Here is a 21,963-nt window from a genome sequence, read left to right on the forward strand (position 1 = left end):
TGTTTGTGTCTATGTCGGGCGTCACACGTGATAACGCCAGTTTCGTGAACAGGGGTCCTCACTGCCAGAATTGGCAGACGTGACCCACAGTTTCCGGAACGTAGCCATTGTTGCGCACGTCGACCACGGCAAGACAACCCTGGTCGACGCGATGCTCAAACAATCGGGTGCGCTCACGCACCGAGGTGATGACGCCGTCGAGCGCCTGATGGACTCCGGTGATCTGGAGAAGGAAAAGGGCATCACCATCCTGGCCAAGAACACCGCGGTGCACCGGCACCATGCGGATGGCTCCATGACCGTCATCAACGTCATCGACACCCCCGGCCACGCCGACTTCGGCGGCGAGGTGGAGCGCGGCCTGTCGATGGTCGACGGAGTGCTGCTGCTGGTGGACGCCTCCGAGGGGCCCCTCCCACAGACCCGGTTCGTGCTGCGCAAGGCGCTTTCGGCGCACCTGCCGGTGATCCTTGTCGTCAACAAGACCGACCGCCCCGATGCGCGCATCGCCGAGGTGGTCGAGGAGAGCCACGACCTGCTGCTCGATGTGGCCTCTGACCTCGATGAGGAAGCACAGGCGGCTGCGGAGAAGGCGCTCGATCTGCCCACGCTGTACGCATCGGGCCGCGCCGGGATCGCCAGCACCACCGAGCCCCCGAACGGGGAGAACCCGGACGGCGAGAACCTCGACCCGCTCTTCGACGTCCTGCTCGAGCACATCCCGCCGCCCAAGGGTGACCCCGAGGCGCCGCTGCAGGCCCTCGTCACCAACCTGGATGCTTCGGCGTTCCTGGGCCGGCTCGCGCTGATCCGCATCTACAACGGACGGATCCGCAAGGGTCAGCAGATCGCCTGGATGCGCGAAGTAGATGGCCACCCCGTCATCACCAACGCGAAGATCACCGAGCTGCTCGCCACCGAGGGTGTCGACCGCAGCCCCACCGAAGAGGCGGTCGCCGGTGACATCGTCGCCGTCGCGGGTATGTCGGAGATCATGATCGGCGACACGCTCGCCGACCCCGATCACGCGCACGCGCTGCCGCGCATCACCGTCGATGAGCCCGCCATCTCGGTGACCATCGGTACCAACAGCTCGCCGCTGGCCGGCAAGGTGTCGGGGCACAAGCTGACCGCACGCATGGTCAAGTCGCGGCTGGACTCGGAGCTCGTCGGCAACGTGTCCATCAAGGTCGTCGACATCGGCCGTCCAGACGCCTGGGAGGTGCAGGGCCGTGGGGAGCTGGCGCTGGCCATCCTCGTCGAACAGATGCGCCGTGAGGGCTTCGAACTGACCGTCGGCAAGCCTCAGGTGGTCACCCGGCAGATCGACGGCAAGCTGCACGAGCCCTTCGAGGCCATGACCATCGACTGTCCCGAGGAATTCGTGGGTGCCATCACTCAGCTGATGGCCGCCCGCAAGGGCCGCATGGAGGAGATGGCCAACCATGCCGCGGGATGGGTCCGCATGGACTTCATCGTGCCGTCGCGTGGCCTCATCGGGTTCCGCACCGACTTCCTGACGCTGACCCGCGGCACCGGCATCGCGAACGCCGTCTTCGAGGGTTACCGCCCGTGGGCGGGCGAGATCCGCGCGCGGCACACCGGATCGCTCGTGTCCGACCGGACCGGCAGCATCACCCCATTCGCGATGATCCAGCTGGCCGACCGCGGGCAGTTCTTCGTGGAGCCCGGTGAAGACACCTATGAGGGCCAGGTCGTCGGGATCAACCCGCGTGCCGAGGATCTTGACGTCAACGTCACCCGCGAGAAGAAGCTGACGAACATGCGCTCGTCGACCGCTGATGTCATGGAGACCCTGGCACGGCCCATCGAGCTCGACCTCGAGCAGGCCATGGAGTTCTGCGCGGCCGACGAATGTGTCGAGGTGACCCCGGAAATCGTGCGCGTGCGCAAGGTTGACCTGGATGCCAACACCCGGGCGCGCAATCGCTCACGCGCGAAGGCAGCCGCCAACAACAGCTAGGTTTGGCCGATGGCCTGTCGTATCAGCGAGCTCGTGCTCGATTGTCGCGACCCGGAGGCGCTGGCACGGTTCTGGTGCGAGGTTCTGGACTTCGTCGTGCTGAGTCGTGAGGAAGACGGCTCGCTGGAAATCGGACCCCGCGAGGGGTTCGGCGGCCCGCAGCCGACGCTGTTCCTGAGTTTCAGCGCTGAGCCGCGCTCCGGGAAATCGCGGCTGCATATCGACGTCAACCCCACCGACCGCGATCAGGACGCCGAGCTCGAACGCCTCCTGAAGCTCGGCGCACGTCCGGCCGACATCGGTCAGACCGGCCAGGAGCAATGGCATGTCTTGGCCGACCCCGAAGGCAACGAGTTCTGCCTGCTCAAAGCTCGCCTCAAGGAGCTTTGAGGCTCGCTGTCTCGCATCGCCGCCGGAATGGGAGCAGACTGCATGGCGTGGTTGATTTCAACTCCATCAAGCGCCTCGTGGTTCACAACGCACAGCGGTATCTCGTCAACCCGGTGGGACGAAAACTGCCGGTCGTGATGCTGGAAACCACGGGCCGCAAATCCGGGCAGCCGCGGCACACCGCGATCGGCGGGCGCCTCGTCGGTGACCAATTCTGGTTGGTCTCCGAACATGGCGATCACTCCGACTATGTGCGCAACATCAGGGCCAACCCGGCGGTGCGGCTGCGTATCCGCGACCAATGGCGCACCGGCACTGCGCACCTGCTTCCCGAGGATGACGCCCGCGCGCGGCTGCAGCAGCTGCCGACGGCCAATAGCGCAGTGGTCCGTGCCGTGGGCACCGAACTATTGACCGTCCGGGTCGACCTCGACTGAGTTTGGTAACGGCGGTTGCCCTGGCTCAATGAACTCGTTTGAGCGATAACGGCTTTCGCGATCGCTCGAAGGGGTCTGTGGGTACTATCGCGATATGGAGCAGACCCAGCCCACATCGCGCATCATCGAACAGAACGTGGCGGCGGCGCAGGAACTTCCGTTCGCCAACACTGCGGACCAGGACGACGCCGACAGGGGATTCATCGCGGCCCTGGAACCCGGCATCGTCACCGATGATTCCGGAAAAACAGTGTGGGACAACGACTCCTACGGCTTCTTGCGTGACAGCTGCCCGGCATCGGTGCACCCGAGCCTGTGGCGGCAGTGTGGCCTGAATATCAGGCAGGGGCTGTACCTCGTCACCGAGGGCATCTACCAAGTACGCGGCCTGGACATCTCCAACATGACGCTCGTTGAGGGGGAGCGCGGGGTCATCGTGATCGACCCGCTGGTGTCCGCGGAAACCGCCGCTGCCGCATTGGCGCTCTACCGGAGTCATCGGGGCGATCGCCCGGTGACCGGGCTGATCTACACCCATTCCCACGCCGACCATTTCGGGGGCGCGCTGGGGGTGGTGAGCGCGGAGGATGTCGCAACGGGTCACTGCCCAGTCCTGGCCCCGGCGGGATTCCTGGAACATGCGGTGGCCGAGAACGTGTATGCGGGAACCGCGATGACGCGCCGGGCCGTGTACATGTACGGTGCGGTGCTGCCGAGGGGGCCGCTGGGGCAGGTGGGCTCCGGCCTGGGGCAAACCAATTCGATCGGCACCGTCACGCTGATTCCGCCGACTCTCGACATCACCCATACCGGGCAGGAAGAGACCATTGACGGAGTGCACATGGTCTTCCAGCTCACGCCGGGCACCGAGGCGCCCGCGGAGATGAATTTCCACTTCCCGCAGCGCCGCGCGCTCTGTATGGCCGAGAACGCCACGCACACCCTGCACAATCTGCTGACCCTGCGCGGCGCACTGGTCCGTGATCCGCACGTGTGGGCGCGCTACATCACCGAGGCCATCAACCTGTACGCGCGTGCTTCCGATGTGGTGTTCGCCTCGCACCATTGGCCCACCTGGGGTACCGAACTTCTGGTGGAATACCTTGCCCTGCAGCGAGATTTGTATGCCTACCTGCACGATCAGACGCTGCGCCAGCTCAACCAAGGACTGGTGGGCTCCGAGATCGCCGAGTCGCTGCAGCTTCCCCCGGCCCTTGCCAACGCGTGGCATGCGCGCGGCTACTACGGGTCGGTCAGCCACAACGTCAAGGCGATCTACCAGCGCTACATGGGCTGGTTCGACGGCAATCCGGCGCACCTCTGGGAGCATCCACCGGTCGCGAACGCGCAGCGGCACGTCGAGTTCATGGGTGGCGCCGAGGAGGTACTACGTAAGGCGCGCATCGCCTTTGAGGAGGGCGACTATCGTTGGGTGGCCCAGGTGGTCAACTATGTGATCTTCGCCGATCCGGCCAACGAAGCGGCCAAGGCGTTGCAGGCCAGCTGTTTTCAGCAACTGGGTTACGGATCGGAGAACGCCACCTGGCGTAATTTCTACCTGATGGGCGCCTACGAACTGTCTCATGGCAACGTCGGAACTCCCATCACAGTCGGTTCGCCCTCGGTAGTGGCCGCGCTGACGGTGGATCAGGTCTTCGACGCGCTCTCGCTGCGCATCAACGGCCCGAAGGCCTGGGATGAACACTTCGTCAGCGATTGGCGTTTCACCGACGAGGATCGCGTGCACCGCGTGGAGCTGCGCAACGGCGTGCTGGTGCACTATGACCGGCCCGCGGACATCAGTGAGCCCGACGTGACCTTCACTCTTACCCGGCCGATCCTCATCAAGGTTCTGCTGGATGGCACGGACCCGGCGCAGCTTGTCGCTTCGGGCGAGATCACCGTGGACGGCGACGTGACCGGATTCGCGCGGCTGGTCGCCGTGCTCGATCAGCCCGATCCCAACTTTGCGATCGTGACCCCCTGACCGGTTGCCGCGGGCGCCACGCGCCACCCCACCGATAAGGTTGGTCCTCATGCCGATCGAGTCACCGCGCCTGCGACTGTGCGCAGTACTCGGTGTGGTGCTGCTCGCGGGGTGCTCCGTCAGCGCGCCACCGGCCGTGCAAGGCAGCGAAACCACCAACTCCACGACACCGCCGCCGCCCAAAAAAGAGCAGATCGTGGTGGGTATCGATTCGATCGGCGCCGGATTCAATCCGCACCTGCTGTCCGATCAGTCACCGGTGAACTCCGCGATCAGCTCGCTGGTGCTGCCCAGTGCCTTCCGCCCGGTGCCCGACTCGACGACCACCACCGGCTCACGCTGGGAGCTGGACCCGACGCTGCTGGTATCGGCCGAAGAGACCAGTCAAGAACCCTTCACGGTCACCTACACGATCCGTCCCGAGGCGCAGTGGACCGATAACGCACCCATCGGTGCCGACGATTTCTCCTACCTGTGGCAACAGATGCTCGTTCAGCCCGGGACCGTCGACCCGGCGGGCTACGGAAACATCACCGACGTGCAGTCACGTGACGGCGGCAAGCGTGTGGTCGTCACCTTCGACCACAAATACCCGGCCTGGCGCGAGCTGTTCACCGATCTGCTGCCCGCGCACATCGTGAAGGACATTCCGGGCGGGTTCGCCTCCGGGCTGATCAAGTCGATGCCCGCGTCCGGGGGACGCTTCCGGGTCGACGCGATCGACCCCCAGCGCGACGAGATCCTGCTCGCCCGTAACGACCGGTACTGGGCCAAACCCGCGGTTCCCGACGAAATCCTGTTCCGGCGTGCAGGCGCGCCCACGGTGCTGGCCGACTCGATCCGTAACGGAGACACCCAGGTAGCCCAGGTGCACGGCAGTGCGGTGACCTTCGCTCAGCTGTCCAACATTCCTGGCGTGCGCACCGCGCGCATCGTCGCGCCGCGCACCTTGCAGCTGACCTTGCGCGCCGGACAGCCCACGCTCACCGATGCCAAGGTGCGCCGCGGGCTGCTCGGACTGCTGGATGTCGGGCTGCTGGCCGCGGTGGCTGCCGGCAACGACAACGCCGTCACCCTGGCGGCGGCACAGGTGCGTTCCCCCTCGGACCCCGGATACAAGCCCACCGCGCCCACTGCTCTCACCCGCGACGCGGCCCTGGCGTTACTCAAAGAGGCCGGATATGAAGCCGTCGAGGTACCGCCGGCACCCGGCACCCCGGCAGGTCCGCCACAGATCACCCGGGACGGCGAGCCGCTGAGCCTGGTGATCGGTGCCGCTGCCAACGATCCGACGTCGGTCGCCGTCGCCAACACCGCCGCCGATCAACTGCGCAATGCCGGAGTGCGGGCCAGCGTCCTGGCCCTCGACCCGCCCACGCTGTACGGCCAGGCGATTCCGGACGGCCGCGTCGACGCCATCGTCGGCTGGCACCAGTCGGGCGGAGACTTGGCCACCGTGCTGGCCTCCCGCTACGGCTGCCCGGCGCTGCAATCGAGCAAGCTGCCCGAGACCCGCACCACGACACCGCCCCCGCCACCGGCGAGCAATACGCCGGCGCCGCCAGCGCGGGAAGAATCCGTTCGCGCCCCGAGCAATCTCACCGGGTTGTGCGATGAGGGCCTGCAGGCCAGCATCGACGCCGCGCTTACCGGGCAGGCCGATGTGGGCAAGGTCGTCGATCAGGCCGAGCCGCAATTGTGGAAGATGGCAACGGTGTTGCCGATCATGCAGGACACCACCATCGCCGCGGCCGGGCCCAGCGTGCAGAACGTCGAGCTGACCGGTGCGGTTCCGGTGGGAATCGTGGCCACGGCAGGAGAGTGGAAGAAGACCCGCCCATGACCCGCCGTCTGATGCTCGTGCACGCGCACCCCGACGATGAATCCCTGACGACCGGCGGAACCATCGCGCGGTATGCCGCCGAAGGCGCCGACGTCAAGGTTGTCACCTGCACCCTCGGCGAGGAAGGCGAGGTGATCGGCGACCGCTGGGCACAGCTCGCCGTGGACTACGCCGATCAACTCGGCGGGTACCGCATCGCGGAATTGTCTGCCGCGCTGAAGCACCTCGGGGTCGAGCAGCCCGTTTTTCTTGGTGGTGCCGGGCACTGGCGTGACTCCGGCATGGCCGACACCGGGCCACTGCATCCGCGGGCATTCGCCGGTGCCGACATCGACGATGCCGTCGCGGAACTGACGCGGTTGATCGACGAGCACCGCCCGCACGTCGTCATCACCTACGACCCCTTCGGGGGATATGGGCATCCCGACCACATCCAGGCGCACACGGTGACCACCGCTGCGGTCGAGCAGGCCTCCTGGAAGGTGGCCAAGCTGTACTGGACCGTCATCGCCACCAGTGCGCTGAGCGCGGGGCTCGCCGCGATGAAGCAGCTGCCTCCGGGATGTGAGCCGGCCCCCGTCGACGTCATACCCACTTATGCCGACGAGCAGATCAGCGCCGCCATCGACGTCTCGGCCTATCGCGACGCCAAGGCCGCCGCGCTGCGCGCGCATGCCACCCAGCTCACCGTCTCCGAGGACGGGACCTCGCTGGCGCTGTCGAACCTGATTGCGTTGCCCCTCGCGGACATCGAGCATTTTGTGCTGGTGCGTGGTGTGGCCGGTGTCGACACCGGATGGGAATCAGATCTGTTCGCCGGCGTGGAGTTGTAAGCTCGATCCATGCCACCTGATCCGGACCTGGACCCCAACCAGCAGCATTGGCAAGACCGGCTGGACAACTTCCAATGGGTCGTCGGCTCACTCGTGGCCCAGCTCGACTCCGTCCCGATTTAGACGCCTGAACGTTTATCTGCGCGCGTTCGTGCTGACCGCGCTCGTTGTCGACGGCATCATCAGTGCCATTTTCGGCGCTGCTCTGCTCAACACGCGCTTTGGCGGGGTTCTGGTTCCGCTGGGCCTGGTCATCAGCGCTGTCCTCAACGTGGTGCTGGTGTGGTGCGCGCTGCAATGGGCACCGTCGACGCGATGGTTGGGGGCACCGCTGTGGGCGTTCGTGGCGACCACGACGCTGCTGTTGTTCGGCGGGCCCGGCGGTGACGTGATTTTCAGCGGGTTTGGGCCCGTGCTGCTGTTGGCGTTCGGTGTGCTGCCCGCGGCATATGTCCTACGGCGGGCGAACGCCTAGCCCAAGTACTCAGACTCGAGGACCAGGTCCTTCACCAACGTCTGGTACTCGACATGGGTCTCGTGCTCGATGGTCTGCCAGCGCTTTCCCTGCTGTTCCTTCATGTACGCGCGGTACTTGGGGGAGCCGGGGAAGCCAACGTTGTCGGCCACCACGATCGTGCCCGGATGCAGCCAGCCCCGTTCCATCAGCCGCTGCAGGTCGTCGAGGTAGACGTCCTTCCAGTGGTCGATGAACACGAAGTCCAGGCATCCCTCGGTGAATCCGTAGTCCTTGGTCAGTGTGTCCAGGGTGGTGCCGTCGTCGGCTGTGCCAGTGAGGCAGGTGGTGCGGTCGGCCAGCCCGGCGTGTGCCCAGACCCGGCGGGCCACCGAGGCGTTGGCCCCCGACTTCTCGATGGAGAAGAACTTGGCGCCGGGAGCCGCACGCGCGATCCGTAGCCCGCTGTAGCCGCAGTACGCGCCCAGCTCGAGGGCGATCTTGGGGTTGGCGCGTTTGACGGCCGCGTCGAGCAGCTGCCCCTTCTCGTCGCCGACATTCATCAGAATCGATTGGTCATACGCGAAGTTGTCGATGGCGTTGATCGCGGCGTCGACATCCCCGGCCGGGGCGGTGGCGATGACGTGCTCGGCGGTGGCCTCTTCACGTCCGTCGCCCATCTGACCAGTGCGCATGACGTTCAGCCCGCCGAACACCGCACGCAGAAACGAATACCGCAGAAACGGAAGTTTCTGCTTGAGCGTTCTCGTAAGACTCACGAAGATCAGCCTAGCCATCCCGGGTGTTTTCGCAGCGTGGTCCCGTTGATGAACCCCCGAGTGGTGGGGCTTTTGGTACGGGCGGATGATCTGGGGGTGACCGACGGTTGTACAAACGTGCCCGACGACGTAACGCCGCTGCCGAATCCCGCCTTTCCCGCGCCGAAAGCGGCATCTTCTGTTCCGGATGCCGCACGCGCAGGTGCCTCATCGCCCGCGCTGAGGCGGGTGCTGCGCCGCGCCCGCGATGGCGTGACGCTGAACGTCGATGAGGCCGCGCTCGCGCTGACCGCGCGGGGAGACGATCTGGTCGACCTGATGGCCAGTGCGTCGCGCGTGCGCGACGCCGGGCTGGAGTCGGCCGGGCGTCGCGGCGCGGCCGGGCGTCTGCCGGTCTCCTATTCGCGCAAGGTCTTCATTCCGGTTACCCATCTGTGCCGGGACAAGTGCCATTACTGCACCTTCGTGACGGTTCCGGGCAAGCTGCGCGCGCAGGGCCAGGGCATGTACCTGGAGCCCGACGAGATCTTGGACATTGCCCGTCGCGGCGCCGAATTGGGTTGCAAAGAGGCCTTGTTCACGCTGGGCGATCGGCCTGAGGACCGCTGGCCGGAGGCCAAGCAGTGGCTCGATGAGCGTGGATACGACACCACGCTCGATTACGTGCGGGCCATGTCGATCCGGGTGCTGGAAGAGACGGGACTGCTGCCGCACCTGAACCCGGGCGTGATGACGTGGTCCGAGCTGGCACGGCTCAAGCCGGTGGCGCCTTCGATGGGGATGATGCTGGAAACCACGTCGCGGCGGCTGTTCGAGACGCGGGGCGAGGCGCACTATGGTAGCCCCGACAAGGACCCCGCGGTGCGGCTGCGCACGCTGACCGACGCCGGCCGGCTGTCCATCCCCTTCACCACCGGGCTGCTGGTGGGCATCGGGGAGAACCTGACCGAACGGGCCGAGACCATTCACGCGATCCGGAAGGTGCACAAGGAGTTCGGGCACGTGCAGGAAGTGCTTGTGCAGAACTTCCGCGCCAAGCCGGACACCGCGATGAAGTCGACGCCCGACGCCGACATCGACGACTTCCTGGCCACCATCGCCGTGACCAGGCTGGTACTGGGTCCCAAGATGCGGGTGCAGTCGCCGCCAAACCTGGTGTCCCGCAGTGAATGCCTCGCGCTTATCGCGGCGGGTGTGGACGACTGGGGCGGTGTCTCGCCGCTCACGCCCGACCACGTCAATCCCGAACGCCCCTGGCCCGCAGTGGACGATCTGGCCGACGTGACCGCCGAGGCCGGATACGACCTGGTGCAGCGGCTCACCGCGCACCCGCAGTACGTGCAGGCGGGGGCGGCGTGGATCGACCCGCGGGTACGTGGACACGTGGAGGCCCTGGCCGATCCGGAAACCGGTTACGCCCTGGATATCTCGCCGACGGGATTGCCCTGGCAGGAGCCCGACGAGACCTGGGAGTCGACGGGCCGGGTAGACCTGCATGAGGCCATCGATTCGGAGGGCCGCAACACCGACACCCGTAGCGATCTGGCGAGTGCCTTTGGGGACTGGGAATCCATCCGCGAACATGTTCGTGAACTGAATGCGCGGGCACCGGAAAAGGTGAGCGGTGACGTGCTGGCGGCGCTGCGCTCCGCCGAGAGAGATCCGGCCGGCTGCAGTGACGATGAGTACCTGGCGCTGGCGACGGCCGAGGGTCCGGCTATGGATGCTGTTGCCGCACTGGCTGATTCGATCCGCGCGGATGTGGTCGGCGACGACGTCACGTACGTGGTGAACAGGAACATCAACTTCACCAACATCTGCTACACCGGCTGCCGTTTCTGCGCCTTCGCGCAGCGCAAGGGCGATGCCGACGCCTTCTCGCTGTCGGCCGAGGAGGTCGGAGACCGCGCCTGGGAGGCGTATGTCGCCGGTGCCACCGAGGTCTGCATGCAGGGCGGTATCGACCCGGAGCTGCCGGTCACCGGGTATGCCGATCTGGTGCGCGCGGTCAAGAAGCGGGTGCCCAGCATGCACGTGCACGCCTTCAGTCCGATGGAGATCGTCAACGGTGCGTCCAAGGGCGGCCAGAGCGTTCGTGAGTGGTTGACTGAACTGCGCGCCGCAGGTCTGGACACCATTCCGGGCACCGCCGCCGAGATCCTCGACGACGAGGTTCGGTGGGTGCTGACCAAGGGCAAGCTGCCCGCGTCGGAATGGATCGATGTCATCAGTACCGCACACGAGGTGGGGCTGCGGTCCAGCTCCACCATGATGTACGGGCACGTCGATACGCCCAAGCACTGGGTGTCACATCTGCGGGTTCTCTCCGGAATTCAGGACCGCACAGGCGGATTCACCGAGTTCGTGCCGCTGCCGTTCGTGCACCAGAGTGCCCCGCTGTACCTGGCGGGCGCCGCGCGGCCCGGGCCCACCAACCGCGACAACCGGGCGGTGCACGCATTGGCGCGCATCATGCTGCATGGGCGTATCCACAACATCCAGACCAGCTGGGTCAAGCTGGGTATCGACGGCACACGGGTGATGCTCGAAGGCGGTGCCAACGATCTGGGCGGCACCCTCATGGAGGAGACCATCTCCCGGATGGCCGGATCTGAACACGGATCCGCCAAGACCATCGCCGAGCTGGAAGAAATCGCCGACGGCATCGGACGCCCCGCAGTGGAACGCACCACTACCTACGCGCGGCGGCCGTCCGCCGCGTAAAGCTTGGCTACGCTGAAGCCTTCACTGAGTCTACTCGGGTGAGGCAGTTGACGTCGTGACCATCCCCGCGTGTGCCTGAGTCGCGAAGGCGCCCGACGAGGATCTCGCACGTGATGGATTCAGCCGACCCCATTATGGGGTCCGCCCCTACAAGCTGACTGCCGTTCGCGCTCTGAGTAAATCTGGTCGTACCGCCGCAATGATTGGTTGTCGTCAGCACTCTCGCAGGTGATGAATCCGGCGCGGTGATGTCTATGCAATCCGTACCAGTCCAGGTGACTAGGGTCTCGTAGCTTGCGCCGTCACCGCCGCCCGACAGCAATCCCGGTGCGGGAATCGGCGTTGAAACAGGTTGTGGCGCTTGCATGGTGGGGATTGCTGGCGCGGGGACAGCTTGGCCGGGCGCGGATCCAGATGAGCCGGTCTCACACGCGACACCGTCACCATCGCGGTCGAGCTTCGAACTGTATCCAGGCTGGCCTCGGTACAGGGGCGCAGCCCCGGCCGCTCTCGCAGCGGCGCAATTGGGGTAGGCCTGTGCCAACGGCGGCGAGACGAGACCAAACGATGGGCCTACCAATGTGGCGATAGCGAGATACAGAATCTTGGTACGCAGGTGACCCTCCTCAGATGCAAACGTGACCTTGATCTTTACCGGATCTAAGAGCTGTCGGGAGGTGAATCGCGAGAAGAAATTGGGGCACTGCCCGTACCTGACCGCGGGTGCGGATTTCGGCAGTGGGCTGCCGTTGATGGCGGTAGCCTCGTGCCCTGATGACCGAATTCCCGCCCGACGAGGAGTCGATGCCGCCGACTACCCAGCGGCCATTGAATCCGCCTGCCGCTGCGTACTCCGAGGTGGATGACTCCGAGATTTCCGTAGGCAATCGCTCATGGCGCTGGGTGTGGATCGTCTGTGCGGCGGCGGCCCTGGCCATTGTGGCGGCGTTGGTTCTGGCCCTGCTGGAGGTGGATAAGGCTGAGGAGCCGGTGGCCCCGGCTCCGGTGACGACGACGACCGAACATCCGCGTGTGCCAAGTAGTTCGGTGCCCGTCGCGCCGCCGACGGAGACGGTGGTCACCACGGTTATCGAAACCACCGTGGTGGTGGAGACGCCCGCGCCGGTCGCGCCGACAGAGGTGACGCCAACAGAAGTGGTGCCGACACGTCCAGAAGAAGGCCGGTTGTGTCACGAACTGCACCCGCGGCGCGAATGCGACGGATACCGCTAAGTTGACGCTTTCTGCGCGCACCTGACTGACTGGATCGCGGTGGGTTAACTCCGGTGGCTGGTTTGGGCATCGTGATGTGCGTGATTACCCGACTCGTAGCGACAAGCTTCATCGTTGCCATGCTTGGGTTCATGGTCGCGGTACCGGCCAGTGCAGAGCCGAGAGAGATGGCGCCGCAGTCATATTCGCGGACGACCCGCGATGGCTGGCAACTGCAGATCAGGCTCGACAATGAACGCGTCAACGTGGTTCCCAACCTGGCCGCGGCAACCAACTCGCGTGAGGCATTCATTACCCTGTCGGGCACGGCGACCGCCTCCGGCGGCACCAACCCCATCACCGACAGCCTCTTCGTCATCGGATATCAGCTCGGTTGCCAGTCGGATGTGTCTTCGGGCTTGCAGCTTGGTGGATCGGCGGGTATCGCGCCGTCGGTGAGCCTTGGCGTGGCACCGACACCGTCGGTGGGAGTGGGAGGCAGCGCGGGAGTCAGCGGGTTCGTTCAGACCGTGGTGCAGCCGGGCGTCATCGTGAACCTCCCGATGGCCAATATGGTTCTGTCACACGGTGGTACGGGCGCGCTGGATTTGGACAACGTGCATGTAAAGGCCGATGCCTGTGGTGGTGACGTGACGATCCGTTCCTTCGCCTCGTTGCGGGCGTCGACCGAGACCGGTCACACCGAGTTCGCAATCTATGGCGATCCGATCAAGATCTGATGATGAAATTCGTCTGTGCCACAGGGGTATTAGTGTCCTTGTGGTGTGCGCCGCAAGCCATGGCGGACCCGCCGCCGGTGAACCCGATGCCTGCGGTGCCCGTGGCCGTGCCGGGTGGGACGCCCAACTATGCGGCGACTGCGGCGCAACCACCGTTTGGGCTGTCTCCGGCAACGCCGCGCGGTGCCCGGATCTCCGCCGGTGTCGACTCCGGGTACACCGCCCGAATCGGCGCCGGGATGACCGCCGGGCAGCTGGAGGACCCACGTGGCATGACTGAAGGGGTGGCACCATGATCCGAACATTTTGTGTAGCAACGGTTGTGGCGGCAATCGCGGTCGGCGTTGCCCCGCCTGTCGCCGCGGCTCCGCCGCCGCCCGTTCCGGCGCCCTATAACCCGGTCTTCGTGCCCGGCCAGCTGCCCGCACTGCGTCCCTCGCGCGGTACTCAGCTGCCGGTGCTGATGTCGGGCCCCGCCCGGGGGCCCCGGATTTCGGCCGGGGTAGTCGATGGCGCGGGGGCGCCGGGTGGAGTGAAGCCGGGTGTCGGAGTCGGAGACGGGAAGCTGGAAAGTCCGACCGGCACAGCGACGCGCTGACCCCTGCAAATCGTCCAAGTATTTGGCAGCTGCATCTCAGCGGCACCTCAGAATCGCTCATTAGCGTGGCGGCATCCGGCGCCATCGGCTCGGTAGCAGATCGAGCGATGACCGTCACGGAGGTGCCGAGGAATGCCGTCCTACGAAGACACGGTGCGGGCCTGGAGCGACGGCGGGGACGAGCCCACGCAATTGCTCCCGGTGACCCCGCCGTCTCGGGGCACATCCCGTCAGGTGTGGATCGTTGCGATAGCCGCGGCGGCGGGTGTGCTGGCGATCATTGCTCTCGGGTTTCTGCTTCTCGTTCCCGAGAAGACAACGGTGCCACCACTTGTCCCCATCACGTCGGTGACGACACCCTCGACATCCGCGCCGGTGTCGTCATCCCTATCACCGTCTGCGCCACCCTCGTCGACGGAGACGGTCACCGAAACGGTGACCGCAACCACCTACCTCCCGGCGCCGGCGATCACGCCCACAACCGACGCGCCACCGAGTACCACCACAACGGACCCGAACGACATCTGGAGGGCGTGCCGCCAGATGCATCCGCACCGTTGGTGCAACGGATATCGGTAGGCCCGTCGGCAGTTGGGGGGACTACAGCTTCGCGGCCAGCTCGGTGCCCTGCTTGATCGCGCGCTTGGCGTCCAGCTCACCGGCCAGCGCAGCGCCACCGATCACGTGGGCTTCGACCCCGGCTTCCTTCAACACGTCGTCGAGGTCGCGCACCGATTCCTGGCCCGCGCAGATCACCACGTTGTCGACCTCGAGCACCCGCGGGTCTTTGCGCTCCTCACCGAAACTGATGTGCAGTCCGGCATCGTCGATCCGCTCGTAGTTGACCCCCGCCAGCTCGGTCACCTTCTTGGCCTTGAGTGATGCGCGGTGCACCCAGCCCGTGGTCTTGCCCAGTCCCTTGCCCAGCGATCCCTTCTTGCGCTGGCACAGGTAGACCTCGCGAACCGCTGGAGCCGGAATGGGTTTCGTGAGTGAACCGCGGGAGTCGTGCTCCTCGGAGATACCCCACTCGGCCCGCCACTCCTTGAGGTTCAGCGTCGGTGACTCGTCGATCGTCAGGAACTCGGACACATCGAAGCCGATGCCGCCGGCGCCGACCACCGCTACACGCTTGCCGACGGGCTTGATCTGCTTGATGACCTCCGGGTAGGAGAGCACCATCGGGTGGTCGATGCCGGGGATGGCCGGAACCCGGGGCTTGACCCCGGTGGCCAAGATGACATCGTCGAACTTGCCGGCGATCAGCTCCTGCGCATCCACCTTCTTGTTCAAAAGCACTGTGACGCCGTACTTTTTGAGCATCGTCGTGTAGTAGCGAATGGTCTCGTTGAACTCTTCCTTGCCGGGAATCTTGCGGGCCATGTCGAACTGGCCGCCGATCTCGGGGTTGGCCTCGAACAGCACCACCTTGTGCCCGCGTCCGGCCGCGGTGACGGCGGCCGCCAGTCCGGCTGGGCCCGCGCCGACGACAGCGATCTTCTTGGCATGCCGGGTCGGCAGCAGTTTGAGCGTTGTCTCGTTGCCCGCACGCGGGTTCAGCAGGCAGCTGGCCTTCTTGTTCACGAACGAGTGATCCAGGCAGGCCTGGTTGCAGGCGATGCAGGTGTTGATCTCGTCGGCGTGATCGGCCGAGGCCTTCTTGACCCAGTCCGGATCGGCCAGCAGCGGCCTGGCCATCGAAATCAGCTGCACCTGACCGTCGTTGAGGATCTGCTCGGCGGACTGCGGCATGTTGATCCGGTTGGATGCCATCACCGGAATCCGAACCTCTTGAGCGATCTTGTTAGACAGATCCACGAACGCGTTCTGTGGCACCGAGGTGACGATGGTGGGCACTCGCGCCTCATGCCAGCCGATGCCGGTGTTGATGATCGTCGCACCGGCAGCCTCGATCTCCTTGGCCAGCGCCACGATCTCATCCCAGGTCTGGCCGTCGGGCACATAGTCGGCCATGGACAGCCGATAGCAGATGATGAACTCCGGTCCGACCGCCTTGCGGACGGCCTTGACCACCTCGACGGCCAGTCTGCGCCGGTTCTTCGGGCTGCCGCCGAACTCGTCGTTGCGATCGTTGGTGTACGGCGCGAGGAACTGGTTGATGAAATAGCCTTCGCTACCCATGATTTCCACGCCGTCGTAACCGGCCTTCTTGGCCATCTTGGCGCTATGTGCCCAGTCTTCGATCGTCTGCCAGACACCCTTGGTGCTGAGCTTGCGCGGCTTGAACGGCGTGATGGGTGACTTCTTGTTCGACGCGCTCACCGAGAACGGGTGGTATCCGTAGCGGCCCGCATGCAGCAGCTGGACGATGATCTTGCCGCCGTTCTTGTGCACCGCGTTGGTGACAATGCGATGCCGGTACGCCTCAAGGGAAGTGGTGAGCTTTCCGGCCAGGGGCTTGAGCCAGGCGGCACGGTTGATGGCGTATCCGCCGGTGATGATCATGCCGACGCCGCCTTTGGCGCGCTCGGCGAAGTAGGCCGCCAGGGCGGGCGTATCCCAGGGGAAGTCCTCAAGTCCTGCGTGCATGGATCCCATGACGACTCGGTTCCTCAACGTTGTGAAGCCAAGGTCCAAGGGGGACAACAGGGTTGGATATGGATTACTCATGATTCTCGCTTTCAGTCCGGGCTGTGGACAAGGAAGTGATCATTTCGTCGCACCAATCGGTGAAGCCCTCTTCCATGCGGACACCGCCGCGTAGGACGAGATATTGATGCAGGGCCGCGCCGGTGAGCTGATCCGGAGCGGGAAACTGGCGTTTTTCCATTTCGCGGTAGTTGTCGAGCATGACGAGGTGCGTGTCGCGTTGGACACGGATGTGTTCGACCACCGTGTCGATGTCGCCGTAGGTACCCGCGCGGACCTTGAGGGCCAGGTCGCGCATGTCGGTGCCCTCGGAGCTGTTGACCCACCGGGACAACTCGCGATAGCCCAGCTCGGCGACGTCGTAGACCTTCTTCGCGGGCCGTCCCTCTTGGTCGACGACGGTGCAGCGCAGCCAGCTGTCGTCCTCCATGCGGCGCAGCGTGCGATAGATCTGCTGGTGCGTGGCGCTGTAGAAGTAGCCGATCGACCGGTCGAATCGGCTCGTGAGCTCGTAACCTGACCCGTTCTGCTCGGCCAGGGACAACAGGATCGCGTGGGTGAGTGCCACGGCAGCATGCTGACACGAAACCGGACCCCTATGCAACTTGTTGCAGTGCAACAGTCTGCATATAACTGTCCAGTTAAGTGTCGCGGCCGGTAACGGTGACTGTCTGAAGCATGTCGTTGGGTGCGGTGCTTCCGGAGGTTGTGCGTGATGCAGATGATCGCCGAACCGTGTGCGGGCGCGCCGGATCAAACCTGCACCGGGGGATATGCCGGCGACTGCGTCGACGAGGGTGCGCAGGCCAGCCGCATCAGCCCCGCAGAATGTGCGGATTATGTTGCTTGCGAACCGGTTTGCTCAGGTGACGTCATCGTCTTGGGTGATGACAGGCCTCGCCGGTGGCCGGGTCGCGTATGCGTCGGCACGGACTACGTCGTAGGCCCTTGATCTACCCGAACGGCGCATGTCCGAGAGGCGCGATCGGTGGGGGCATGCCGCGTGGCACGCGTCTGTGGCCCGGGGGCTGAGCGTGGCTGCTGGCGGCAAGTCAAGTTAAACGTTAAGCTAAGTACCTGTAACCGGCGGATACGGCTAGATCGCCCTGGCGAGTTAGGTCAGCCTGTGTCGCGGGGCACATCTATGGACCGGGATACTTGCCGCAACGCATGAACTGGACATCAGCGCAGGAAATGAGGAAACCTTCGTGACCTACACGATCGCGGAACCGTGCGTCGACGTTATGGATAAGGCATGCATTGAGGAATGCCCCGTCGACTGCATCTACGAGGGTGGGCGCATGCTCTATATCCACCCCGACGAATGTGTCGACTGCGGTGCTTGCGAACCGGTGTGCCCTGTGGAGGCCATCTTCTATGAGGACGATGTGCCGGATCAGTGGACCGGCTATATCCAGGGCAACGCCGACTTCTTCGTAGACCTGGGCTCGCCCGGTGGTGCCGCGAAGGTAGGCAAGACCGATTACGACCCGCCGTCGGTCAAGGAGCTTCCGCCCATGGGTGAGGGACACTGAACTTGTCGTCTGAGTCCCGGCCGCGGGTCTCGTCCCGGCTTCCGGAGTTTCCGTGGGACACCATCGCCGGTGCGAAGGCGACCGCCGCGGCGCACCCCGAAGGGATTGTCGACCTTTCCGTCGGTACCCCGGTGGACAGTGTGGCCCCGGTCATCCGCGACGCATTGGCCGCGGCCAGCGACCTTCCCGGATATCCGGCGACCGCCGGCACGCCGGCATTGCGCCAGGCAATCCGCGACGCGGTATCGCGGCGATACGGCGTGGTGCCGCTTGCCGACGACGCCGTGCTGCCGGTCATCGGCACCAAGGAACTCATCGCGTGGCTGCCGACCCTGCTCGGGCTGGGCAGCGACGACCTGATCGTCATCCCCGAGTTGGCGTATCCCACCTATGAAGTGGGCGCCCGGCTTGCCGGTGTGCCCACGGTCCGCGCGGACTCGCTGACTCAGCTGGGTCCGCAGCATCCCGCCCTGATCTACCTCAACTCGCCCAGCAATCCCACCGGCGCGGTGCTGCCGGTGGAACATCTGCGCAAGGTTGTCGAGTGGGCTCGTGAGCGCAGCGCCCTCGTGGTGTCCGATGAGTGTTACCTCGGGCTCGGGTGGGACGCCGAGCCGGTGTCGGTTCTCGATCCACGGGTCTGCGACGGCGATACCACCGGATTGTTGGCCGTGCACTCGCTATCCAAGACCTCATCGCTGGCGGGGTACCGGGCCGGATTCGTGCTGGGCGACGCATCGGTGGTCGGCGAGTTGCTCGCGGTACGCAAGCACGCCGGGATGATGGTGCCGGGACCGGTGCAGGCGGCGATGACCGCGGCGCTGAACGAGGACGAGCATCAGCGCGATCAGCGTGCCCGCTACCAGATTCGTCGCGACAAGCTTTCGAAGGCGTTGATCGGCAACGGATTCCGGATCGACCACTCCGAGGCGGGCTTGTATCTGTGGTCGACGCGGGGTGACTCCTGTGATGACGCGCTGGCGTACCTGGCCCAGCGTGGGATTCTGGTGGCGCCCGGACGGTTCTACGGCCCCCGCGGCAAGGAACATGTGCGAGTGGCCCTCACCGCGACCGATGAGCGGATCGACGCCGCGATCGCGCGCCTGGCCGACTGACCGTCGAAGACCCGAACTACCACACGTAACGTCCCGCCGGATTTCGGTGTTACCTGAGGTTTCGTTGCGCATTGTCCAGATTCCTCGACAGTCATGGGGGAACAGGACGATGCTTAGTGCATGGATGCCATCACCAACGTGCCGGCGCCCGTCAACGAGCCGGTGCTCACGTACGCCCCTAACACTCCCGAACGCGACCGATTGACGACGGCATTGGGTGAGCTGAGTGCCTCGCCCATCGATCTGCCGCATGTGATCGGTGGCGTTCGCCGAATGAGTGAGGGTGAACGCATCGATGTGGTGCAGCCACACAACCACCGTGCCGTGCTGGGGACCGTCACCAACGCAGGTCATGCCGAAGCCGGCGACGCGGTCGAGGCCGCGGTCGCCGCGAAGAATGATTGGGCGGCACTGTCATTCGATGACAGGGCGGCCGTCTTCCTGCGAGCCGCCGATCTGCTGTCAGGTCCGTGGCGGGCCACCCTGAATGCCGCCACCATGCTGGGGCAGTCGAAAACCGCTTATCAGGCCGAGATCGATTCGGCCTGTGAACTGGCCGACTTCTGGCGGTTCAACGTGCAGTTCGCGCGGCATATCCTCGCGGAACAGCCCAGCAGCGGCGGTGGCGCGTGGAACCGGATGGAGTACCGCGCCCTCGAGGGCTTCGTCTACGCCATCACCCCCTTCAACTTCACCGCCATCGCTGGAAATCTTCCAACGGCCCCAGCACTTTTGGGTAATACGGTGGTGTGGAAGCCATCCGTTACCCAGGCCTTCGCCGCGCACTTCACCCTGGAGCTCCTCGAAGCCGCCGGATTGCCGCCCGGTGTCATCAACCTGCTCAACGGGGACGGCATCGCGGTATCGGATGTGACGCTCGCCGATCCGCGTCTGGCGGGTATCCATTTCACCGGCTCCACCCGGACATTCCAGCACCTGTGGCGTGAGGTCGGGACCAACATCGACAGGTACAACACCTACCCGCGGCTCGTCGGGGAGACAGGCGGCAAGGATTTCGTCGTCGCGCACACCTCAGCGCGTCCAGACGTGTTGCGTACCGCACTTATTCGCGGTGCGTTCGACTACCAGGGGCAGAAATGTTCGGCGGCCTCTCGCGCCTTCGTGGCCCGCTCGGTGTGGGATCAGATGGGCGATGAGTTCCTCGATGCCACCTCCGCGTTGACCTACGGGGACGTCACCGACCTCGCCAACTTCGGCGGTGCCGTCATCGACGAGAAGTCGTTCAAGCGCAACGCCGCCGCCATCGATCGTGCCAAGAGTGCCGGGGTGACGATTGCGGCGGGAGGCGAATACGACGACAGTGAAGGATATTTCATCCGACCCACGGTGTTGCTCTCGGACGACCCGACCGACGAGGCGTTTTCCACCGAGTACTTCGGCCCGATCCTGGCGGTACACGTCTACCCCGACGACGACTACGAGCGCATCCTCGACATCGTCGATACCGGTTCCCGATACGCGCTCACCGGCGCTGTCATCGCCGACGACCGCCAAGCCGTCCAGGCGGCCAGTGACCGGCTTCGCTTCGCCGCGGGCAACTTCTACATCAACGACAAGCCCACCGGCGCTGTCGTCGGCCAGCAGCCCTTCGGTGGTGGCAGGGCATCGGGTACCAACGACAAGGCCGGGTCGCCGCTGAATCTGCAGCGCTGGCTGCTGCCGCGATCCATCAAGGAAACATTCGACGCCCCAACCGAATACGAATACCCCCACATGGAGCGTGAGGATGGCTGAGTGGTTCGGCAAAACAGCCAGACCCGCCATCCTGGCGGCCAGTAGGTCTGCGCGGCTTCGGCACGCCGCCGAGCGCATGCCGTTGACGCGCCAGGTAGTGCGCCGTTTCGTCCCCGGTGAATCCGAGGACGATGTTCTTGCGGCGGGTACCGCACTGCTGGACTCGGGGCGGTTCATCTCGATTGATTACCTGGGCGAGGACACCACCGATATCGAGCAGGCCACCCGTACGGTGTCGGCGTACCTCTCGCTGCTGGACGCTCTGGCGCAGCGCAGCGACACCGTACATACCGGTGTGCGTCCGCTGGAGATTTCCCTGAAACTCTCCGCTCTGGGCCAGGCGTTGCCGCATGGTGGCGAGCAGATAGCCCTGGAAAACGCGCAGCTGTTGTGTGCCAAGGCCGATCAGGCCGGGGTATGGGTCACCGTCGACGCCGAGGATCACACCACTACCGATTCGACCCTGGGTATCGTGCGTGAACTGCGCACCGACTTCCCGTGGCTGGGTACCGTGCTGCAGTCCTATCTGAAACGTACGTATGCCGATTGCGTCGATCTCTCCGGTCCGGGCTCGCGCATTCGATTGTGCAAGGGGGCCTATGACGAGCCCGAATCTGTGGCGCATCGAGACCCCGAGGACGTCGATGTCGCGTACCTGCGTTGCCTGCGCGTCTTGATGGAGGGTGACGGCTACCCGATGGTGGCCTCACACGATCCCGCCATCATCGATGCGGCCAACCTGATGGCGCGCGAGACAGGCAGGGGACCAGGCGATTACGAATACCAGATGCTGTACGGGATTCGCGATGCCGAACAGCGCCGCCTCTCAGGTGAGGGGCACCACATGCGGGTGTACGTGCCGTTCGGCGAGGAGTGGTACGGGTACTTTGTGCGACGCATCGCCGAGCGTCCCGCCAACATGACCTTCTTCCTGCGCGCGCTGCTTTCCGGGGGCTAGGCATGTCTC

At 65.1% G+C, this 21,963-nt stretch carries 21 protein-coding genes; 17 read left to right on the forward strand and 4 right to left on the reverse strand.

Going from position 1 to position 21,963, the window contains the following annotated elements:
- The first annotated feature begins 79 nt into the window (after positions 1-79).
- The 7 genes from typA to RHO23_RS02445 all read left to right on the forward strand — a co-directional run bounded on the left by typA (position 80) and on the right by RHO23_RS02445 (position 7,949).
- Positions 80-1,984, forward strand: coding sequence for a translational GTPase TypA (gene typA / locus RHO23_RS02415; RefSeq protein ID WP_046252884.1), 1,905 nt, complete (start codon positions 80-82; stop codon positions 1,982-1,984).
- 9 nt (positions 1,985-1,993) lie between these two features.
- On the forward strand, positions 1,994-2,374 hold the full coding sequence (locus RHO23_RS02420; protein WP_064408085.1) for a VOC family protein: 381 nt from the start codon (positions 1,994-1,996) through the stop codon (positions 2,372-2,374).
- A gap of 47 nt (positions 2,375-2,421) precedes the next feature.
- Positions 2,422-2,811 (forward strand): nitroreductase/quinone reductase family protein, encoded by a 390-nt coding sequence (locus tag RHO23_RS02425; protein WP_227457831.1) that lies wholly within the window; start codon positions 2,422-2,424, stop codon positions 2,809-2,811.
- 94 nt (positions 2,812-2,905) lie between these two features.
- Entirely contained in the window at positions 2,906-4,798 is a 1,893-nt protein-coding gene (locus tag RHO23_RS02430) for an alkyl/aryl-sulfatase (protein WP_070942690.1), read from the forward strand.
- A gap of 49 nt (positions 4,799-4,847) precedes the next feature.
- Entirely contained in the window at positions 4,848-6,641 is a 1,794-nt protein-coding gene (locus tag RHO23_RS02435; protein ID WP_064408088.1) for an ABC transporter family substrate-binding protein, read from the forward strand.
- 11 nt (positions 6,642-6,652) lie between these two features.
- Positions 6,653-7,474: an N-acetyl-1-D-myo-inositol-2-amino-2-deoxy-alpha-D-glucopyranoside deacetylase gene (gene mshB / locus RHO23_RS02440; RefSeq protein WP_064410195.1), complete on the forward strand. Its 822-nt coding sequence runs from the start codon at positions 6,653-6,655 to the stop codon at positions 7,472-7,474.
- A 139-nt stretch (positions 7,475-7,613) separates the two neighbouring features.
- Entirely contained in the window at positions 7,614-7,949 is a 336-nt protein-coding gene (locus RHO23_RS02445) for a hypothetical protein (RefSeq protein ID WP_064410196.1), read from the forward strand.
- On the opposite strand, the gene RHO23_RS02450 is transcribed toward RHO23_RS02445, so the two are convergent.
- Entirely contained in the window at positions 7,946-8,707 is a 762-nt protein-coding gene (locus tag RHO23_RS02450) for an O-methyltransferase (RefSeq protein ID WP_057963917.1), read from the reverse strand. The two genes, RHO23_RS02445 and RHO23_RS02450, sit on opposite strands and share 4 nt — an antisense overlap.
- 117 nt (positions 8,708-8,824) lie before the next feature.
- On the opposite strand from RHO23_RS02450, the gene RHO23_RS02455 reads away from it, so the two are divergent.
- Complete coding sequence (locus RHO23_RS02455; protein ID WP_164687540.1) at positions 8,825-11,431, forward strand: bifunctional FO biosynthesis protein CofGH; 2,607 nt, start codon at positions 8,825-8,827, stop codon at positions 11,429-11,431.
- Positions 11,432-11,438: 7 nt separating this feature from the next.
- On the opposite strand, the gene RHO23_RS02460 is transcribed toward RHO23_RS02455, so the two are convergent.
- A complete protein-coding gene (locus tag RHO23_RS02460) occupies positions 11,439-12,011 on the reverse strand; it encodes an excalibur calcium-binding domain-containing protein (RefSeq protein ID WP_338120940.1) in 573 nt (190 codons plus the stop codon).
- Positions 12,012-12,205: 194 nt separating this feature from the next.
- Here RHO23_RS02460 and RHO23_RS02465 point away from each other — a divergent pair, with 194 nt between their 5' ends.
- From RHO23_RS02465 to RHO23_RS02485, 5 genes are all read left to right on the forward strand, one after another.
- Positions 12,206-12,664 carry a hypothetical protein gene (locus RHO23_RS02465; protein WP_064408090.1) on the forward strand — a complete coding sequence of 153 codons (459 nt, stop codon included), beginning with the start codon at positions 12,206-12,208 and terminating at the stop codon, positions 12,662-12,664.
- Between the two features lie 80 nt (positions 12,665-12,744).
- On the forward strand, positions 12,745-13,383 hold the full coding sequence (locus RHO23_RS02470; protein WP_030094771.1) for an MspA family porin: 639 nt from the start codon (positions 12,745-12,747) through the stop codon (positions 13,381-13,383).
- Positions 13,383-13,679 carry a hypothetical protein gene (locus tag RHO23_RS02475; protein WP_078321548.1) on the forward strand — a complete coding sequence of 99 codons (297 nt, stop codon included), beginning with the start codon at positions 13,383-13,385 and terminating at the stop codon, positions 13,677-13,679. Before RHO23_RS02470 ends, RHO23_RS02475 begins: the two co-directional genes overlap by 1 nt.
- Positions 13,676-13,981: a hypothetical protein gene (locus RHO23_RS02480; RefSeq protein ID WP_070942687.1), complete on the forward strand. Its 306-nt coding sequence runs from the start codon at positions 13,676-13,678 to the stop codon at positions 13,979-13,981. The genes RHO23_RS02475 and RHO23_RS02480 overlap by 4 nt, the downstream gene beginning before the upstream one ends.
- A gap of 132 nt (positions 13,982-14,113) precedes the next feature.
- Positions 14,114-14,560 (forward strand): hypothetical protein, encoded by a 447-nt coding sequence (locus RHO23_RS02485; protein WP_057968196.1) that lies wholly within the window; start codon positions 14,114-14,116, stop codon positions 14,558-14,560.
- Positions 14,561-14,581: 21 nt separating this feature from the next.
- On the opposite strand, the gene RHO23_RS02490 is transcribed toward RHO23_RS02485, so the two are convergent.
- Entirely contained in the window at positions 14,582-16,612 is a 2,031-nt protein-coding gene (locus RHO23_RS02490; protein ID WP_030094775.1) for an NADPH-dependent 2,4-dienoyl-CoA reductase, read from the reverse strand.
- Positions 16,605-17,159, reverse strand: a complete 555-nt coding sequence (locus tag RHO23_RS02495) for a PadR family transcriptional regulator (protein WP_070920318.1) — start codon at positions 17,157-17,159, stop codon at positions 16,605-16,607. The genes RHO23_RS02490 and RHO23_RS02495 overlap by 8 nt, the downstream gene beginning before the upstream one ends.
- A gap of 640 nt (positions 17,160-17,799) precedes the next feature.
- Here RHO23_RS02495 and fdxA point away from each other — a divergent pair.
- From fdxA to RHO23_RS02515, 4 genes are all read left to right on the forward strand, one after another.
- A complete protein-coding gene (fdxA, locus tag RHO23_RS02500; protein ID WP_030094777.1) occupies positions 17,800-18,126 on the forward strand; it encodes a ferredoxin in 327 nt (108 codons plus the stop codon).
- Positions 18,127-18,128: 2 nt separating this feature from the next.
- On the forward strand, positions 18,129-19,241 hold the full coding sequence (gene dapC, locus RHO23_RS02505) for a succinyldiaminopimelate transaminase (protein ID WP_423488632.1): 1,113 nt from the start codon (positions 18,129-18,131) through the stop codon (positions 19,239-19,241).
- 120 nt (positions 19,242-19,361) lie between these two features.
- Positions 19,362-20,996 carry an L-glutamate gamma-semialdehyde dehydrogenase gene (gene pruA, locus RHO23_RS02510; RefSeq protein ID WP_070942685.1) on the forward strand — a complete coding sequence of 545 codons (1,635 nt, stop codon included), beginning with the start codon at positions 19,362-19,364 and terminating at the stop codon, positions 20,994-20,996.
- A complete protein-coding gene (locus RHO23_RS02515; RefSeq protein WP_030094780.1) occupies positions 20,989-21,954 on the forward strand; it encodes a proline dehydrogenase family protein in 966 nt (321 codons plus the stop codon). Before pruA ends, RHO23_RS02515 begins: the two co-directional genes overlap by 8 nt.
- Positions 21,955-21,963 lie beyond the last annotated feature (9 nt).

Source organism: Mycobacteroides sp. PCS013 (assembly GCF_049532645.1).
GTDB classification, from domain to species: Bacteria; Actinomycetota; Actinomycetes; order Mycobacteriales; family Mycobacteriaceae; genus Mycobacterium; species Mycobacterium gwanakae.